The organism is Kitasatospora sp. NPDC059160 (assembly GCF_042755465.1).
Taxonomy (GTDB): Bacteria; Actinomycetota; Actinomycetes; order Streptomycetales; family Streptomycetaceae; genus Kitasatospora.
Genome location: NZ_JBHZCN010000006.1, coordinates 1 through 14,865 on the forward strand (window position 1 = coordinate 1; position 14,865 = coordinate 14,865).

Annotated in this window: 15 protein-coding genes and 1 pseudogene; 12 read left to right on the forward strand and 4 right to left on the reverse strand. The window is 73.9% G+C overall.

Features of this window, described 5'->3' with window-relative positions; translation table 11 throughout:
- The 3 genes and pseudogenes from ACFXOZ_RS03710 to ACFXOZ_RS03720 all read left to right on the forward strand — a co-directional run.
- Nucleotides 1-295 (forward strand): annotated as a pseudogene (locus ACFXOZ_RS03710) (hypothetical protein); the annotation flags it as partial.
- A 247-nt stretch (nt 296-542) separates the two neighbouring features.
- Nucleotides 543-1,430 (forward strand): hypothetical protein, encoded by an 888-nt coding sequence (locus tag ACFXOZ_RS03715; RefSeq protein ID WP_380587107.1) that lies wholly within the window; start codon nt 543-545, stop codon nt 1,428-1,430.
- On the forward strand, nt 1,427-1,864 hold the full coding sequence (locus tag ACFXOZ_RS03720) for a hypothetical protein (RefSeq protein ID WP_380587109.1): 438 nt from the start codon (nt 1,427-1,429) through the stop codon (nt 1,862-1,864). Before ACFXOZ_RS03715 ends, ACFXOZ_RS03720 begins: the two co-directional genes overlap by 4 nt.
- Nucleotides 1,865-2,032: 168 nt before the next feature.
- On the opposite strand, the gene ACFXOZ_RS03725 is transcribed toward ACFXOZ_RS03720, so the two are convergent.
- From ACFXOZ_RS03725 to ACFXOZ_RS03735, 3 genes are all read right to left on the reverse strand, one after another.
- On the reverse strand, nt 2,033-3,202 hold the full coding sequence (locus ACFXOZ_RS03725) for a hypothetical protein (RefSeq protein ID WP_380587112.1): 1,170 nt from the start codon (nt 3,200-3,202) through the stop codon (nt 2,033-2,035).
- Between the two features lie 60 nt (nt 3,203-3,262).
- Nucleotides 3,263-3,490, reverse strand: a complete 228-nt coding sequence (locus ACFXOZ_RS03730) for a hypothetical protein (RefSeq protein WP_380587115.1) — start codon at nt 3,488-3,490, stop codon at nt 3,263-3,265.
- A gap of 208 nt (nt 3,491-3,698) precedes the next feature.
- The gene (locus ACFXOZ_RS03735) at nt 3,699-3,833 is read right to left on the reverse strand and encodes a hypothetical protein (RefSeq protein ID WP_380587118.1); all 135 of its coding nucleotides are present in this window, start codon (nt 3,831-3,833) and stop codon (nt 3,699-3,701) included.
- A gap of 367 nt (nt 3,834-4,200) precedes the next feature.
- Here ACFXOZ_RS03735 and ACFXOZ_RS03740 point away from each other — a divergent pair, with 367 nt between their 5' ends.
- The 9 genes from ACFXOZ_RS03740 (at nt 4,201) to ACFXOZ_RS03780 (ending at nt 13,904) form a co-directional block, all read left to right on the forward strand.
- Entirely contained in the window at nt 4,201-5,772 is a 1,572-nt protein-coding gene (locus ACFXOZ_RS03740; protein WP_380587121.1) for an alpha/beta hydrolase, read from the forward strand.
- A gap of 68 nt (nt 5,773-5,840) precedes the next feature.
- The gene (locus tag ACFXOZ_RS03745) at nt 5,841-6,479 is read left to right on the forward strand and encodes a DsbA family protein (RefSeq protein ID WP_375886101.1); all 639 of its coding nucleotides are present in this window, start codon (nt 5,841-5,843) and stop codon (nt 6,477-6,479) included.
- Between the two features lie 92 nt (nt 6,480-6,571).
- On the forward strand, nt 6,572-7,234 hold the full coding sequence (locus tag ACFXOZ_RS03750) for an NUDIX hydrolase (protein WP_380587124.1): 663 nt from the start codon (nt 6,572-6,574) through the stop codon (nt 7,232-7,234).
- Between the two features lie 48 nt (nt 7,235-7,282).
- On the forward strand, nt 7,283-9,292 hold the full coding sequence (gene ftsH, locus ACFXOZ_RS03755) for an ATP-dependent zinc metalloprotease FtsH (protein ID WP_375886104.1): 2,010 nt from the start codon (nt 7,283-7,285) through the stop codon (nt 9,290-9,292).
- A 61-nt stretch (nt 9,293-9,353) separates the two neighbouring features.
- Nucleotides 9,354-10,193 (forward strand): ammonia-dependent NAD(+) synthetase, encoded by an 840-nt coding sequence (gene nadE / locus ACFXOZ_RS03760; protein ID WP_375886107.1) that lies wholly within the window; start codon nt 9,354-9,356, stop codon nt 10,191-10,193.
- A complete protein-coding gene (locus tag ACFXOZ_RS03765) occupies nt 10,190-11,125 on the forward strand; it encodes an ADP-ribosylglycohydrolase family protein (protein ID WP_380587127.1) in 936 nt (311 codons plus the stop codon). The genes nadE and ACFXOZ_RS03765 overlap by 4 nt, the downstream gene beginning before the upstream one ends.
- Before the next feature lie 144 nt (nt 11,126-11,269).
- A complete protein-coding gene (locus ACFXOZ_RS03770) occupies nt 11,270-11,737 on the forward strand; it encodes an SAM-dependent methyltransferase (protein ID WP_380587289.1) in 468 nt (155 codons plus the stop codon).
- A 3-nt stretch (nt 11,738-11,740) separates the two neighbouring features.
- Nucleotides 11,741-12,508 (forward strand): SDR family NAD(P)-dependent oxidoreductase, encoded by a 768-nt coding sequence (locus tag ACFXOZ_RS03775; RefSeq protein ID WP_380587130.1) that lies wholly within the window; start codon nt 11,741-11,743, stop codon nt 12,506-12,508.
- A 55-nt stretch (nt 12,509-12,563) separates the two neighbouring features.
- Nucleotides 12,564-13,904: a glycosyltransferase gene (locus ACFXOZ_RS03780; protein WP_380587132.1), complete on the forward strand. Its 1,341-nt coding sequence runs from the start codon at nt 12,564-12,566 to the stop codon at nt 13,902-13,904.
- 33 nt (nt 13,905-13,937) lie between these two features.
- On the opposite strand, the gene ACFXOZ_RS03785 is transcribed toward ACFXOZ_RS03780, so the two are convergent.
- Nucleotides 13,938-14,696, reverse strand: a complete 759-nt coding sequence (locus ACFXOZ_RS03785; RefSeq protein ID WP_375886118.1) for a hypothetical protein — start codon at nt 14,694-14,696, stop codon at nt 13,938-13,940.
- Nucleotides 14,697-14,865 lie beyond the last annotated feature (169 nt).

Genomic DNA, 14,865 nt, shown 5'->3' on the forward strand with positions numbered 1-14,865 from the left:
GGCGCCGGGGCACCTGAGCAACTGGAAGTCCGCAGTGAGCGTCCATGAGCGGCACCGCGCGGCCGGGGTGCCGGCGTCCTGGTTCTTCCTGACAGGCGGCGGCTGCACGATGAGCTGGCACGTCTCGCTGCTTGCCGTCGATAACCCAGTGCTGCTCTACGACTGCGACGGCTGGGTCCCCGAGTGGGGCGAGAGCCCGCACGACGGCCTGTCCTACGCGACCTCGTCGTTGCGGAAGTGGCTCTGGACCTGGGCCGAAGGCGGCGATGTCTGGCGCGAGGTTCTGGACCGCTGACTGCTCGCCTCCGTTCCAGTGAGGTACCGAGGTCCTCGTCTCGGCCGCACCGAACCCGAGATCGATCGAAGGAATAGTGCATGGTCGGAATAACCCCCTCCCGCCAGTAGTACTCAACCTGCGCCGCGGCTGCCGCACCCACGATGAGGAGACAGGTGAACTGCAGGTCAACGGCTACCGCGGCAAGGGCTTCGACCGTGCACCGGACAGCCCGGACCTCACGGAGCCCCTGAGACCGTGGGTCGTGGTGGACGTCGTTCACGCGGCCATCGCACTTGCCGAGAGCCTGCACGAGCTCCCCCTGCTCTTCCCGTCCAGCCTCGTCTCCGCCCACCACGAGCGTCCGTCCAGCGCCAACGCCCGCAAGGGCACGACCATGAACGACGACATCCAGGACCTGATCTCCTGGATCAATTCCGGCTTCCGGCGAGCGGACGGTGCCGACGCCATCCCGGCCGACCCCGCCGGCCGCATCTACGCAACCCGCTTCCGCCGGACCCTGGCCCGGTTCATCGTCCGCAGACCACGAGGGCTGATCGCGGCCGCGCTGCAGTACGGACACGTGGATACGAAAGTAACGCTCAGCTATGCCGGCAACGAGGACCCCGCGTGGCTCCAGGACATCGCTGTGGAGAAACTCGAATTGATCATCGACCAGATCGAGGAGGACTCACGCCGCCTTGAGTCCGGTGAGCACGTCAGTGGGCCCTCCGCCCAGGAATACCGTGACCGCGTCGCACAATCCGCTCCCTTCGCCGGACGTGCCGTGGCGGGGGTACGCAACGCCGAGCGGCTCCTCGAACAAGCCGACCCGGCTGTTCACCACGGCCAGGGCATGACGTGTGTGTGGCGGGCCGCGACGGCTGCCTGCCGCAAGGCGAAGCTCGCCCTGGGGCTGCCCGGCGCTGACGCCCCAGATGAAGCCGACTGCCGATCAACGTGCGTGAATCTCGCGTACACCGACCGCGACATCACCGAGCTGCAACAGGAACTCGTCCAGCTGCAAGCAGACGCCGCGGACCCACTGGCGCCCCAGCCGCGTCGGGACCGGGCGGCCGCCCAGGCCGCTCAGCATCTGACCATCATCGAGCGCCACCGCGACAGTGCGACGGAAGACGGAAGGGGCATCGCATGACGAATCGACGCGTTCGAGACCGGGAAGCCGAGCGGGCAGCGTTGCGGAGTGCCGCAAACCGTCTCCTTGCCGGCACCCCACTGCGGTCGGAAACCGGGAGGCTCACGGCCACCGAGCTGCTGCGCGAGTCCAACCTGAGACGAGACGTCGCCTACGGCGACCACAGAGACCTCATCGAGGAGTTCCAAGCCCGCGTCAAAGCTCAGAACGCCACCCCGGCCGCCATGCAAGAACTCGCCGACCGGTACGGCGAGGTGAAAGAGAAGCTGGCTGCCGTCACGAAAAAGCTCGCAAACGAGCACGCCGTCAGCGCCGCGTTGCGCCGGATCGTCGCCGAGCTCGACTTGGAGCTCGCGCACGCCCGGGAGCAACTTGAACAGTCAGGGACCATCACCCGCCTTCCCGCCGCACGTCGGCGGAACCGGTCCGGATGAGGCCCGCCCCGGGAGGGCTGGCACGTGTTCCGGCCTCGGGGAACATCGGTACAGCGGGGTCGCCGCAGCCAAGGTGGTATGACCGGCCAACGCCCTCCACCACAAGCCCATGGTGGCTTCGCCGTAGCGGTGCGTCGGGTCCGGAAGGCGGCGCGCGGCGGGGCTGTCCTACTCGGCCGGCAGACGGAGCATCGGTTCGAAGGCCGCGTCCTCCTCGCCCTCGACCGAAGGGAGGAAGTCGTCCGGGACGGTGCGGGCGGCCGTGGTGAGGAGGCGGGCCAGGACCTCGGCCTCGGTGGCCGGGGGGAGGCGGAGGGCGGCGAGGAGGCGGTCGCGGACCTCGGGGTGGTCCGGGTTGTCCTCAAGGTAGTCGGCGTTGAGCGCGGGGGGACGGAAGCCGGCCAGGGCGTCGTGCCAGGAGGGGAGGACGATGGCCAGGGTCAGGGCCTCGGCGAGGGACTCCGCGATGAGGGAAGCCTGGCCCTCGGAGTCGGTGTAGAGGACGGGGCGGACGCGGTCGGAGCCAACCGGGCCGCAGAGGTAGTGGGTGCCTCCCGCGTTGCAGCCGGCCACGGGCTCCACCGGGAGACCGGCCGGCAGGGCGATCGACTCGATGGGGTCGGTCCGCGTGAGGTCGAACTCGCCGTCGCCAGCGAGGTACGCCTCGATTTCGGGCTCGGCGGCGATCCGGCGGAGCAGGGCCTCGTCGGAGAGGGCGGCCGGGTTGAGGCCGCGGGCGGCTTCAGGGGTCAGGGGGTGGCCTGCGAGGACGTGGCGGACGGTGTCGAGGGGGACGGGCCGCCCGTAGTCCTCCTCGAAGTGCGCCTGGACGGCCTCGGGGGAGCGATCGGTGAGGAGGCGGAAGAGGTGCCCGGAGCCGTCCGGGTCCGGGTTGCCCGAGGGGAACTCGATGCCCGAGCCGGTGCGCCAGGCGCTGCCGCCGGTCTCCCACCACAGGCAGGCGGTGACCCGCGGGGCGCCGAGGCCCTCGTCGACGAAAGCCGGGTCGTCCAAGAGCGGGCGCAGCGCGGCGGGCACCTCGTCGATGACACCGGGCCAGACCTCTTCGTCATCCGTGCCGTACGGGCTCATCTCCGACTCGTGGTCGAAGCCCCGGACGAGCACACCGGCCGGGGTGAAGAGGACGGAGAAGTCGTCACCCGAGCCGTTGTCCATCACGGCCGCCTCCGTCCCAGGCCCCCAGGTGCTGGAGAAGGAGTAGCGGGAGAACCGCGGGTCGCGGCAGATCGCCTGGTCCAGCACGGCCAGCGCGCGCAGGTGCGCGCGGAGCTCGGCGGGGTCCGGGAGGAGGGCGGCGGTCGTGTGCACGGTGTCCATGGGCTCATGTAAGCAGCCGGCACTGACATCCAGGGCGGCGGTTCGGTCACACCCGCTCTCTCACTCAGGGAACGAAAAGCCCAGCTCACGCAGGCGGGGCAAGCACCCTGCGAGGCATTGCTCCACAGACGCGGCATCGGTTCGCACAAGGACGTTCTCGCGCAACGGCGCTCCACTGGCGACGAAGGTCCAAGGCTTGCCCCTCTCTGTCATCCGCTCGGCGTCGGCCTTGAACAGCACCGTTACGCCCTGTTCAGCCAGTGCTTCCATAATCGCGACGACGTCCACCGGCACTCTCCTCTCCCGAGGCGCTTCGAACGCGCCATCGGACGAACATACTCACTCCAGGCCGGACCCTGGACGCCGCCCGCATGACCCAAAGTGACCGATCGGGGCGCTCTGAGCTGGAATACACGACACCTCAACATGCGAGCTCACCAGTCCCGAGGCCGTGTTCCAAGCAAGCCGACACCTCGTTGCCCGACAAGGCACTTGCCTAATGAACGCCGGGGACCACCCAGTGGGCGGGCCACGGGATGTCCGGCCGGTCGTCGCGCAGTTGGAGCAGGACCTCCTGCCGGCCGGTGGTGATGTAGACGTCCACGCTGACGAAATCGTTGTCGGTGCTCAAAGCGCCCTCCGTGTCGACGGTGCCCCGCGGTCCGCGCCGTGCCGTGCCGTGCCGTGCCGCGGCGCCGGACTCCCGGGCTGCTTGCGGCGTACCCGCGGTGTGCCCGCACCGCACCCGGGCAGCGCACCCGCCGCCCCTCACCCGGTCGGCCGATGGCAGCCCGTCCGGCGCACGCCCCCCGTCCGGAGACTCCGACGGGCGTCGCCGTACGCGGGCCCCTAGGGTCTGTGGTGCGCCGACGGTGCCGGGCACCGGGGCGCACGCCTCCCCGATGCACGCTTCCCCGACGCACCAGGCGTACGCCGTCCTGCCACGCGCCGGTGCACCCGGCAGTACCGCCCGGCCAACCCGAGAGGTGGACCGCCCCATGCACTCCGTCGTCCGCGGCGCCGGCGCGCTCGGCCTGGCCGCGCTGCTGCTCGCGCCCGTCTCCGGTTGCCAGGGCGGCGGCCCGTCCGCCGCCGAGCCCGCGCCCACCTCCCCGGTCGCCGGCGCGAGCAGCGGCGGCCCGGCCGCCCAGCGGCTGGACTGGCGGGCCTGCCCGGCCCCGAGTGCCGCGCAGGGCGGCGGCACCGCGCCCGCGAGCGACTGGGAGTGCGCCACCCTCAAGGCCCCGCTGGACCACGCCAAACCCGACGGCGGCACCATCGACCTGGCGCTGATCCGCACCAAGGCCAAGGACGAGCAGCACCGGCTCGGCTCGCTGCTGTTCAACTTCGGCGGCCCCGGCGCCTCCGGGGTGGCCACCCTGCCCGCCCTGGCCGCCGCCTACGCCTCCCTCAACACCCGCTACGACCTGGTGAGTTTCGACCCGCGCGGGGTCGGCGACAGCGCCGGGGTGAAGTGCCTGGACGACCGGGCGGCGGACGTCAACGCCGCGGTCGACAGCACCCCGGAGACCCCCGCCGAGGTCAAGGCCCTGGACGACAGCAACGCCCAGTTCGCCGCCGCCTGCGAGCACAACTCCGGCCCGGTGCTGCCCTACGTGGACACCGAGAGCGCGGCCCGGGACCTCGACCTGATGCGCCAGGTGCTCGGCGACCAGAAGCTCTCCTACTTCGGCATCAGCTACGGCACCCAGCTCGGCGGCGTCTACGCCCACCTGTTCCCCCAGGAGGTCGGCCGGGTCGTGCTGGACTCGGTGGTCGACCCGACGAAGGACCCGGAGCAGAGCGCGCTCGGCCAGGCCCAGGGCTTCCAACTCGCCCTCGACGACTTCATGAAGGCCTGCGCCACCCAGGACGCGGCCGCCTGCCCGACCGGTGGCGGCGGCGCCGAGGGCACCGCGCGGATCACCGACCTGCTGCAGAAGCTCGCCGGGTCGCCGCTGCCCACCAGCAGCGGACGGAAGCTGACCGAGGGCCTGGCCGTCACCGGCATCGCCGGCGCGCTGTACAGCCGGCAGACCTGGCCCGCGCTGGCCTCCGGGCTCACCGAGGCGATGCAGGCGGGCACCGGCGACACCCTGCTCCAGCTCGCCGACTCGCTGAACGGACGCGACCCGCAGGGCCACTACAACAACCTCAACGCGGCCAACCGGGCGATCAGTTGCGTCGACGCCCGGCAGCGCTACTCCGACCAGGACGTGGAGCAGCAACTGCCGCAGTTCCGCGCTGCCTCCCCGGTCTTCGGCGCCTTCACCGCCTGGGGCCTGACCGGCTGCACCGGCTGGCCCGTCCCGGGCAAGGCCGACCACCCGGAGGTCGCCGCCCCCGGCGCCGCCCCGATCCTGGTGGTCGGCACCACCGGGGACCCGGCCACCCCGGTCGAGGGCGCCCGGACCATGGCCCAGCAGCTGGGCGCGGGCGTCGGCGTCACCGTCACGCTCAACGGCGAGGGCCACGGCGGCTACAACACCGGAAACCCGTGCTTGAAGAAGACTGTCGACGCCTACCTGCTGGACGGTACGGTGCCTGCGGACGGGACGACCTGCAGCTGAAGTGGCCCACTGCGGCAGTATTCGATTGGCCCTGCGGAATGGTCCAATCGGCCCCTAAGATCATCCGTGTGAACACGCAAGCGAACGAGAACGCCGCCACCGCCGTCCCCAAGGTCGACTTCTACTTCGACCCCGTCTGCCCCTTCGCCTGGATCACCTCGCGCTGGATCCTGGAGGTCGCCCGCCAGCGTGAACTCGACCTCACCTTCCGGGTGATGAGCCTGTCCGTGCTCAACGAGGGCCGCACCGACCTGCCGGAGCGCTACCAGCGCCTGATGACCACCGGCTGGGGCCCGGTCCGGGTCTGCATCGCCGCCGCCGAACAGCACGGCGAGCACGTGCTGCGCGACCTGTACACCGAGCTCGGCACCCGCTTCCACGACCAGGACCGGGAGGCCGACGACACCGTCATCCGCGAGGCCCTGGTCGCCGCCGGACTGCCCGAGGAGCTCGCCGAGGCGGCCAACAGCACCGCGTACGACATCGCGCTGCGCAAGAGCCACCACGAGGGCATGGACCCGGTCGGCGAGGAGGTCGGCACCCCGACCATCCACGTGGACGGCACGGCCTTCTTCGGCCCGGTGCTGAGCGCGATCCCGCGCGGCGAGGACGCGCTGCGGGTCTTCGAGGGCGTCCGGCTGCTGGCCGGCTACCCGAAGTTCTTCGAGCTCAAGCGGACCCGGACCGGGTCGCTCGACTTCTCCTGACCGGCGCTCTCTCCTGACCGGCGCCTTCCGATGACCGGCGATCGCCGCCCCGCCACCGCCACGGGGCACGCTTCGGGACGGGGGTGGGCGGCGTGACCACGGATCCGCGCGGGCCGTTCGAGTCGGGTCGGCCGAGCAGGCAGGTCGAACAGGTCGAACAGGTCGGGCCGGTTGAGCCGGGCGAATTGGTCGAGCCGGGTGAACTGGTCGGGCCGGGCGAACTGGTCGAGCGGGTCGACGAGCACGACCGGGTGCTCGGCGTGGTCGAACGCGGCGAGGCGATCCGCCGCGGCTGGCTGCACCGGGTCGCCACCACCGTCTGCCGCGATCCGTCCGGCCGGGTGCTGGTGCACCGCCGCCCGGACGGCGCCAGCCGCTTCGGCGGGTGCCACGACGTGATGCTGGGCGGCGCACTGCGGGTGGGGGAGTCGTACGCCGCCGGGGCGCGGCGGGAGCTGGCGGAGGAGCTCGGGGTGAGCGTGCCGGTGCGCCACCGGTTCACCTTCCTCTGCCGGGGCGCGATCGCCCCGTACTGGCTGGGCGTGCACGAGGCCGTGCTGCCGCCGGACCTGATCGACCCCGACGCGGTCGATCCGGCCGCGGTCGCCCGGTACGGCTGGCTGACCCTGCCCGAGCTGGCCGGCGCCGTACGGCGGTGGCCGTTCGTGCCGGACGGGCAGGTGGCGTTCCGCCGGTACCTGCTCGGGCTCCCGTCCGGGGCCGGAGGGGTCGACCATGGAGGGGTGGGCGCCTAGCCGGGGCCCGGCTGAGGCCCGGCGGCGCCCGAGAGGCGGTGAGCGTGGATGATCGTCCGAACGCGCCCGGGTGCCGCCCGCCACGCCGCGACCCCGCCCGGCGGCGGCAAGGGCCCGGGCCCCGGCGGCTGGGGCGGCCCGGGCCGAGGCCCCGGCCCCGGCCGCGGACCGGGGCAGGGCCCCGGCGGCACCCCGCCCAAGCCGCCCCCGCCCGCGCTGCGGCGCTGGCTGCTGCCGGTCGCCGTGCTGCTGACCCTGCTGCTCCTGGTGCTGCTGGCCAAGCCCGCCCCGACCGGCCCCCGCTACGGCTACACCGACCTGCTCAACCGGGTCGACGCCGGCCAGGTGCAGACCGTGGACGTCAGCGACACCGGCGGCGTGTCCGGCACCCTCAAGGACGGCACCCGGTTCACCAGCCAGATCCCGACCGCCCTGGACACCTCCCAGCTCGGCAAGGCGCTCTCCGACCAGCACGTGAACGTCACCGGCAGCCGGTCGGGCGGCAGCTCGATCTGGTCGACCCTGCTGCTGTTCCTGCCGCTGCTGCTCTTCGGCGGGCTGTTCCTCTGGTCCGGCCGGCTGGCCGCGCGGTCGCTCGGCGGCGGGCTCAGCGCCATCGGCCGCTCCCGGGCGAAGATCATCGAGGCCGAGCGGCCCGCCACCGGCTTCGCCGACGTCGCCGGGTACGAGGGGGTGAAGCAGGAGGTCAGCGAGGTGGTCGACTACCTGCGCAGCCCGGAGCGCTACGCCGCCGCCGGGGCCAAGGGGCCGCGCGGAGTGATCATGGTCGGCCCGCCGGGCACCGGCAAGACGCTGCTCGCCCGGGCGGTCGCCGGCGAGGCCTCGGTGCCCTTCCTGTCCGTCACCGGCTCCGGTTTCGTCGAGATGTTCGTCGGCGTCGGCGCCTCCCGGGTCCGCGACCTGTTCGACGAGGCCCGCAAGCGCGCACCGTCCATCGTCTTCATCGACGAGATCGACGCCGTCGGCGGGCGCCGCGCGGGCGGCACCCGGATCGGCGGCAACGACGAACGCGAGCAGACCCTCAACCAGCTGCTCTCCGAGATGGACGGCTTCGACCAGAGCACCGGCATCGTCGTCATCGCCGCCACCAACCGGCCGGACGCCCTCGACCCCGCCCTGCTGCGCCCCGGCCGCTTCGACCGGCAGGTCGTCGTGCCGCTGCCCAACCAGGCCGAGCGGGCGGCCATCCTCGCCGTGCACACCCGCGGCAAGACCCTCGCCCCGGACACCGACCTGGACCGGATCGCCCGTGGCACCCCCGGCTTCTCCGGAGCCGACCTCGCCAACCTGGTCAACGAGGCCGCCATCAACGCCGTGCGCGCCGACCGGTCCACCCTCACCGCCGCGGACCTCGACGACGCCCGCGACCGGGTGCTGCTGGGCCGCCGGGAGTCCTCCAACGCGCTGCTGCCCGAGGAGCGGCACTCCGTCGCCGTCCACGAGTCCGGGCACGCGCTGATGGCCGCGCTGTGCGAGCACGCCGACCCGGTCGCCAAGGTGACCATCCTCCCGGCCGGGGTCGCCCTCGGCGCCACCGAGCAACTCCCCGAGGCGGAACGGCACCTGTACAGCGAGAGCTACCTGAACGACCTGCTCGCCGTGCAGCTCGGCGGGCGCGCCGCCGAACTGGTGGTCTTCGGCGAGGGCTCCACCGGCGCCGCCAACGACCTCGCCAACGCCACCTCGGTGGCCACCCGGATGGTCCGCGAGTTCGGCCTCTCCCCGGACCTCGGCCCGGTCGGCTACTCCAGCGGCTCCCCGCAGTACCTCGGCGAGCACCCCGACGACCTGCTGCGCCGCCCGTACTCCGAGCAGACCCAGCGCGCGGTGGACGAGGCGGTGGCCGGGCTGCTGCGCGGCGCCGAGCGGCGGGCCCTCGGGCTGCTGCGCGAACACCGGCACCACCTGGACGAGTTGGCGGCGCTGCTGGTCGCCCAGGAGACGGTGGACGGCACCCTGGTGCTCGACATCCTGCGGCACCCGGCGCCGGGGACGCCCGGGGCGGACGGGAGCGGGGGCGCAGGGACGGCACCCTGAGGCGGGGGGCGGTGCGGCCGGGGTGGATGATGGCGTGGTACCGATCCGAAGGAGCCCGACCATGACCGAAACCCTGCCCGCGGACGTCCAGCGCGAGATCGCCCTGGCCCTCGGAGTGGTGCCCGTCACCGACCCCGCGAAGGAGGCCGAGCGCCGGATCGCCTTCCTCGCCGACCAGCTGCGGGCCTCGGGCGCCCGCACCCTGGTGCTGGGGATCAGCGGCGGCGTGGACTCCACCACCACCGGGCGGCTCTGCCAGCTCGCCGTCGAGCGGCTGCGCGCCGAGGGGCACCAGGTGGCCTTCACGGCCATGCGACTGCCGTACGGCGTCCAGGCGGACGAGGCGGACGCCCAGCGGGCCCTCGACTTCATCCGGGCCGACGAGGTGCTGACGGTCGACGTCAAGCCCGCGACCGACGCCGCCTTCGACGCCCTGCTGACGGCGGGCGTCACCTTCCGCGACCACGCCCACGAGGACTTCGTGCGCGGCAACGTCAAGGCCCGCCAGCGGATGGTCGTCCAGTACGCGGCCGCGGGGGCGAGCGGCGGCCTGGTGGTCGGCACCGACCACGCGGCCGAGGCGGCCGTCGGCTTCTTCACCAAGTTCGGCGACGGCGCGGCCGACGTGATGCCGCTCTCCGGTCTGACGAAGCGTCAGGTCCGCGCGGTGGCGGCCCACTTGGGCGCGCCCGAGGAGCTGGTCGGCAAGGTCCCCACCGCAGACCTGGAGGACCTCGCCCCCGGCAAGGCCGACGAGGACGCCCTCGGCGTCGAGTACGGCGACCTGGACGACTTCCTGGAGGGCCGCCCGGTCAGCGAGCAGGTCTTCGACACCGTCCTCGGCCACTACCGCCGCACCGAGCACAAGCGCGCCCTGCCGATCACCCCGGGCCAGGCGTGACCGACCCGGACGCCCGCGCGGGGCGCGCGGCCGGGGCGGTCCTCGGCGCGGCCGTGGGCGACGCCCTCGGCGCACCGTACGAGTTCGGCCCGGCCGGCGCGCTGAGCGCCCGCTTCCCGCTCGGTGGTGCGGAGCTGGTCGCGGGCGGCGGCTGGGACCTCGGCGAGGCCACCGACGACACCCAGATGGCTGTCCTGGTCGCCGAATCCCTGCTCGAACGGGGTGGGTTGGACCTCCCGGACATCTTCGACCGGTTCCGCCGCTGGGCCGCCGCCGAGCCCAAGGACATCGGCATCCAGACCGAGTCCGTCCTCACCAACGGCTACGCCTGGGACCTCGCGGCCGCCGTCCACTTCAACACCACCCTGCGCGCCGCGGGCAACGGTTCGCTGATGCGGGCGGCCACCTCCGCCGTCGCCTTCGCCGGCGCCGGGCGGGAGGCCACCATGGCCGCCGCCCGGCGGATCGCCGCGCTCACCCACGGCGACCGGGCCGCCTGGGAGGGCACCGCGGTCTTCCACGAGCTGGTCCGGCTCGCCCTCGACGGCACCGACCCGCTCGCCGAACTCCCCACCGTGCTGGCCGCCGTGGACCCGGACGACCGTGAGCGCTACGCCACCGTCCTGGCCCCGGACTGGCACCCCGACCGGGCCGCCGAGCCCAACGGCGCGGTCTGGCCCTGCCTCGGCTCGGCCGTCTGGGCCCTGCGCACCACCGACGGCTTCGAGGCGGCCGTCCACGCCGCCGTCGACCTCGGCGGCGACACCGACACCGTCGCGGCCGTCACCGGCGGCCTGGCCGGGGCCCGCTACGGGCTCGCGGCCATCCCGACCCGCTGGACCGAGCCGCTGCACGTGCCCCTGCCGGGCTCCGGCGGCCGGGTGCTGCGGGCGCCCGATCTGATCGCGATGGCGGCGCGGCTGGCGGGCTGAGCCTCGGGGTGCGGGGCGGCTGCGGTGGTCGGCCGGGGTGGCGAACAGGGCTGCCTCCGGCCCCCCTTGATCGTTCCGGCGTGCGGCTCGCTACCGTACGTCGTGGAACGGTTCGACGTCGAAGGGGGAGACGGCATGGCTGACATGACGGTGCGTCCGGTGGCCCGGGTGGTGGGTGGCCGGGAGGACGTGCGGGACGACGGGTGGGGCGGTGTCGCGGCGGTGATCCGGCTGGACGCCGGGCAGTTCACCGAGGAGGCGCTGTACGGGCTGGCGGACTTCTCGCACCTGGAGGTGGTCTACCGCTTCGACCGGGTCCCGGAGGGAGAGGTCGAGACCGGCGCCCGGCACCCGCGCGGCAACACCGACTGGCCGTTGGTGGGGATCTTCGCCCAGCGCGGGAAGAACCGGCCCAACCGGCTCGGGGTCTCGCGCTGCGAGCTGGTCCGGGTGGACGGACTGGACCTGCACGTCACCGGCCTGGACGCGGTGGCGGGCACGCCGGTGCTCGACATCAAGCCGTACCTGGCCGAGTTCGGCCCGCGCGGTGGGCTCCGGCAGCCCGCGTGGTCGACCGAGCTGATGCGCGCCTACTACGACGGCGAGGTCTGAGCGGTGACGGAGCAGCGGCTCGCGGTGGTGTCCGGCGGCGGGACGGGGATCGGGCGGGCGATCGCCGCCCGGCTGGCCGGGGACGGGTGCCGGGTGGTGGTCCTGGGGCGTCGGGCGGCCGTGCTGGAGGAGGCCCGGGCGGAGATCGAGCGCACCGCCGGGCCGGGGGCCGTGGTGCCGCTGGCGGGTGACCTGGCGGATCCGGCGGCGGTCGAGCGGGTGGCCGCCCGGATCGCCGAACTCGGTCCGGTGGACGTGCTGGTGAACAACGCGGGTGCGATCATCACTCCGCCCGAGGACGACGGCCTGGCCGCGCTGGCCGCCTCCTGGCGGCGGGACCTGGACACCAATCTGCTGACCTCCGTGCTGCTGACCACCGCGCTCCAGGGGGTGCTGCGCCGGCCCGGCGGCCGCCTGGTGGTGATCAGTTCGGCGGCCGCCCAGCGCGGTGGGGCGGGCCCGCACTCGGCGGGCTCGTACGCGGCCGCGAAGGCGGCGCTGCACGGCTGGGCGTTCGGCCTGGCCCGGCAGTTGGGGCCGGACGGGATCACGGTGAACGTGCTGGCCCCGGGCTACGTGGCGGACACCGAGATCTTCGGCGTGGACCGGGACGAGGAGTTCCACGCCCGGAAGGTCGCCGACACCCTGGTCGGCCGGGCCGGCACGCCCGAGGACGTGGCCGAGGCGGTGGCCTACATCGCCTCGCCGGCGGCCGGTTACCTCACCGGGCAGGTGATCGGGCTGAACGGGGGCGCGGTGCTGGGTCGATGAGCGGCTCCGCCGGGCGGACGAGCCGTTCATCGGACGTCTACCGCCGCTGCCTACGGTGAGTGCTCGTACGAACCGGGCCCGACCACAGGAGTCTCCGCTGTCCAGGATCATCACCACCGCCCTGCCCGCGCACGGGCACGTCAGCCCGCTGCTGGCCATCTCCGCCGACCTCGCCGCGCGCGGCCACGAGGTGGTCTTCCTGGGCGGCTCGCGCTTCGCGGAGGCGGCCGGGCGGGCCGGGGTGCGCTTCGCCGCGCTGCCCGCCGAGGCCGACTGGGACGACCGCGACCTCGACGGCTCCTTCCCGGGTCGGGCGGAGCTGGCGCCCGGCCCGGAGCGGATCGCCTTCGACGTGCGGCACGTCTTCCTGGACCCGGTGCCCCACCAGTACCGGGCCCTGCTCGCGCTGTTGGCGCAGTTCCCGGCCGACGCCGTCGTCGCGGACGCCTTCGTCCAGGGCGTGCTGCCGCTGGCGCTCGCCCGTCCGAGGGCGCAGCGCCCGGCGCTGATCGGGGTCGGGACCACCCCGGCGATGCTGCCGAGCGCGGACACCGCGCCGTTCGGGCTGGCGCTGCCGCCGCTGCCGGGGGAGGAGGGCCGGATCCGCAACCGCTCCCTGCGGGAGGAGGTGGACCGGCGCGGCGAGCCCTTGCAGCGGTACGCGGAGAAGGTGTTCGCGGAGGCGGGCGTCCAGCTGCCGGAGGGGCCGCGCGGGCTGGCCCAGGTGACGGTGCCGGACGCGTACCTCCAGCTGACCGTGCCGGGCTTCGAGTACCCGCGCTCCGACGCGCCCGCCTCGTACCGGCTGATCGGCGCGCTGCCGGGCAACGTCGGCGAGGAGCAGCCGCTGCCCGGGTGGTGGGCGGAGCTGACCGGTGAGCGGCCGGTCGTGGTGGTGACCCAGGGGACGCTGGCCAACGACGACCTGGGCGAGCTGGTCGTCCCGACGGTCCGCGCGCTGGCGGACCGGGACGTGCTGGTGGTGGCCGCCACCGTCCGCCCGGACGGGCCGGCGGAGCTGGCCGAACTGCTGGGCGGCCGGCTGCCGGAGAACGTCCGGGCCGCCGGGTACGTGCCGTTCGACCGGCTGCTGCCGCACACCGACGTGCTGGTGAGCAACGGCGGCTACGGCGGGGTGCAGACCGCGCTGCGGTACGGGGTGCCGGTGGTGGTGGCCGGGGCGAGCGAGGACAAGCCGGAGGTCGCGGCCCGGGTGCAGTGGGCCGGTGTGGGGCTGGACCTGCGCACCGGCCGCCCGGCCCCGGAGGCGGTCGGCCGGGCGGTGGAGCAGGTGCTCGCCGAGGGCCGGTTCCGCGAACGGGCCCGCGCGCTGGGCGCGGAGTTCGCGGAGTACCGGCCGTTCGACACCATCGCCGAGCTGGTCGACTCGCTCTGAGCCGGTCGGCTCGCGCCGGGCCGGCCGGGCCGGTCAGTCCCCGTCGGCGTCCGGCTCCGTGGTGGGCGTGGCGGCGGCCCCGCCCTTGCTGATGCCGAGCTTGGCCTCGGCCGTCGTCCAGTCGGTGGCGATCGCCTGCTGGGCGGCGGCCAGGGTGACCTGGCCCTTGCAGATCGCGGTGTGGAGGTGGGTCTCCACCGAGTCCTTGGGGTTGTTCGGACCCTTGCCCGGGACGTGGCCGGGGGAGGGCGGCTGGACCCACAGGTTGCGCGGGTCGTTGGGGTCGCCGCCGAGCTGGAGGCTGATCAGGTGGTCGTACTCGGCGTCGCCCATCGGGCCGGTGTAGCCGTAGGACTTGGCGTTCTCGGCCTTCTCCTTGCCGGTGACGTTCACCGGCGGGCGGATGGTCGAGGTGTAGCCGCCCGGCTTGCAGATGGTGTCGTTGATGGTGCCCTGGTTGACCGCGGGGCTGATCGCGCCCGGGGTGCAGTTCGGGTCGGGCAGCGGCTGCTTGTCCGCCGTGTAGCGGTAGTGGCAGCTGCCCGCCGCGGGCTGCGGCTGGGCGTCGTAGGAGCTCTTCGGTCCGGGGCCGGTCACGATCGCGGCCGGGACGGGCTGGGCGGCGTCCCCGGCGGCCGCCGGGGCGGAGCCGTGGGCGCTGCTGCTGTGGGCGGAGGCCTTGCCGCCGGAGCCGTCCTTGGCGGTGTGGCCGCCGCCGGACGAGCAGCCTGCGGCGGCGGCGAGCAGGACGGCCGCGGCTATGGCGAGGGCGCCTCGGGCGGGTGCCGGCACGGAGTTCCTCCAGGTCGTTGCGGTGGCACGGGCGGCCGGCCGACGAAGGTGCCGGGGGCCGCGCCAGCGGACACTACCGTGTGGAGGGGGCCGAAGGGGTGACGCCACGTCCGGCGCGGGAGGACGGCGGCGGGCGCGCGGAATCGTTTTCGCACTCCTGACGCGTCGA

Coding starts and splice junctions, on each gene's coding strand:
- ACFXOZ_RS03720 (WP_380587109.1), top strand. CDS start 1,427: ATGACGAATCGACGCGTTCGAGACCGGGAAGCCGAGCGGGCAGCGTTG.
- ACFXOZ_RS03725 (WP_380587112.1), bottom strand. CDS start 3,202: ATGGACACCGTGCACACGACCGCCGCCCTCCTCCCGGACCCCGCCGAG.
- ACFXOZ_RS03740 (WP_380587121.1), top strand. CDS start 4,201: ATGCACTCCGTCGTCCGCGGCGCCGGCGCGCTCGGCCTGGCCGCGCTG.
- ftsH (WP_375886104.1), top strand. CDS start 7,283: ATGATCGTCCGAACGCGCCCGGGTGCCGCCCGCCACGCCGCGACCCCG.
- nadE (WP_375886107.1), top strand. CDS start 9,354: ATGACCGAAACCCTGCCCGCGGACGTCCAGCGCGAGATCGCCCTGGCC.
- ACFXOZ_RS03770 (WP_380587289.1), top strand. CDS start 11,270: ATGACGGTGCGTCCGGTGGCCCGGGTGGTGGGTGGCCGGGAGGACGTG.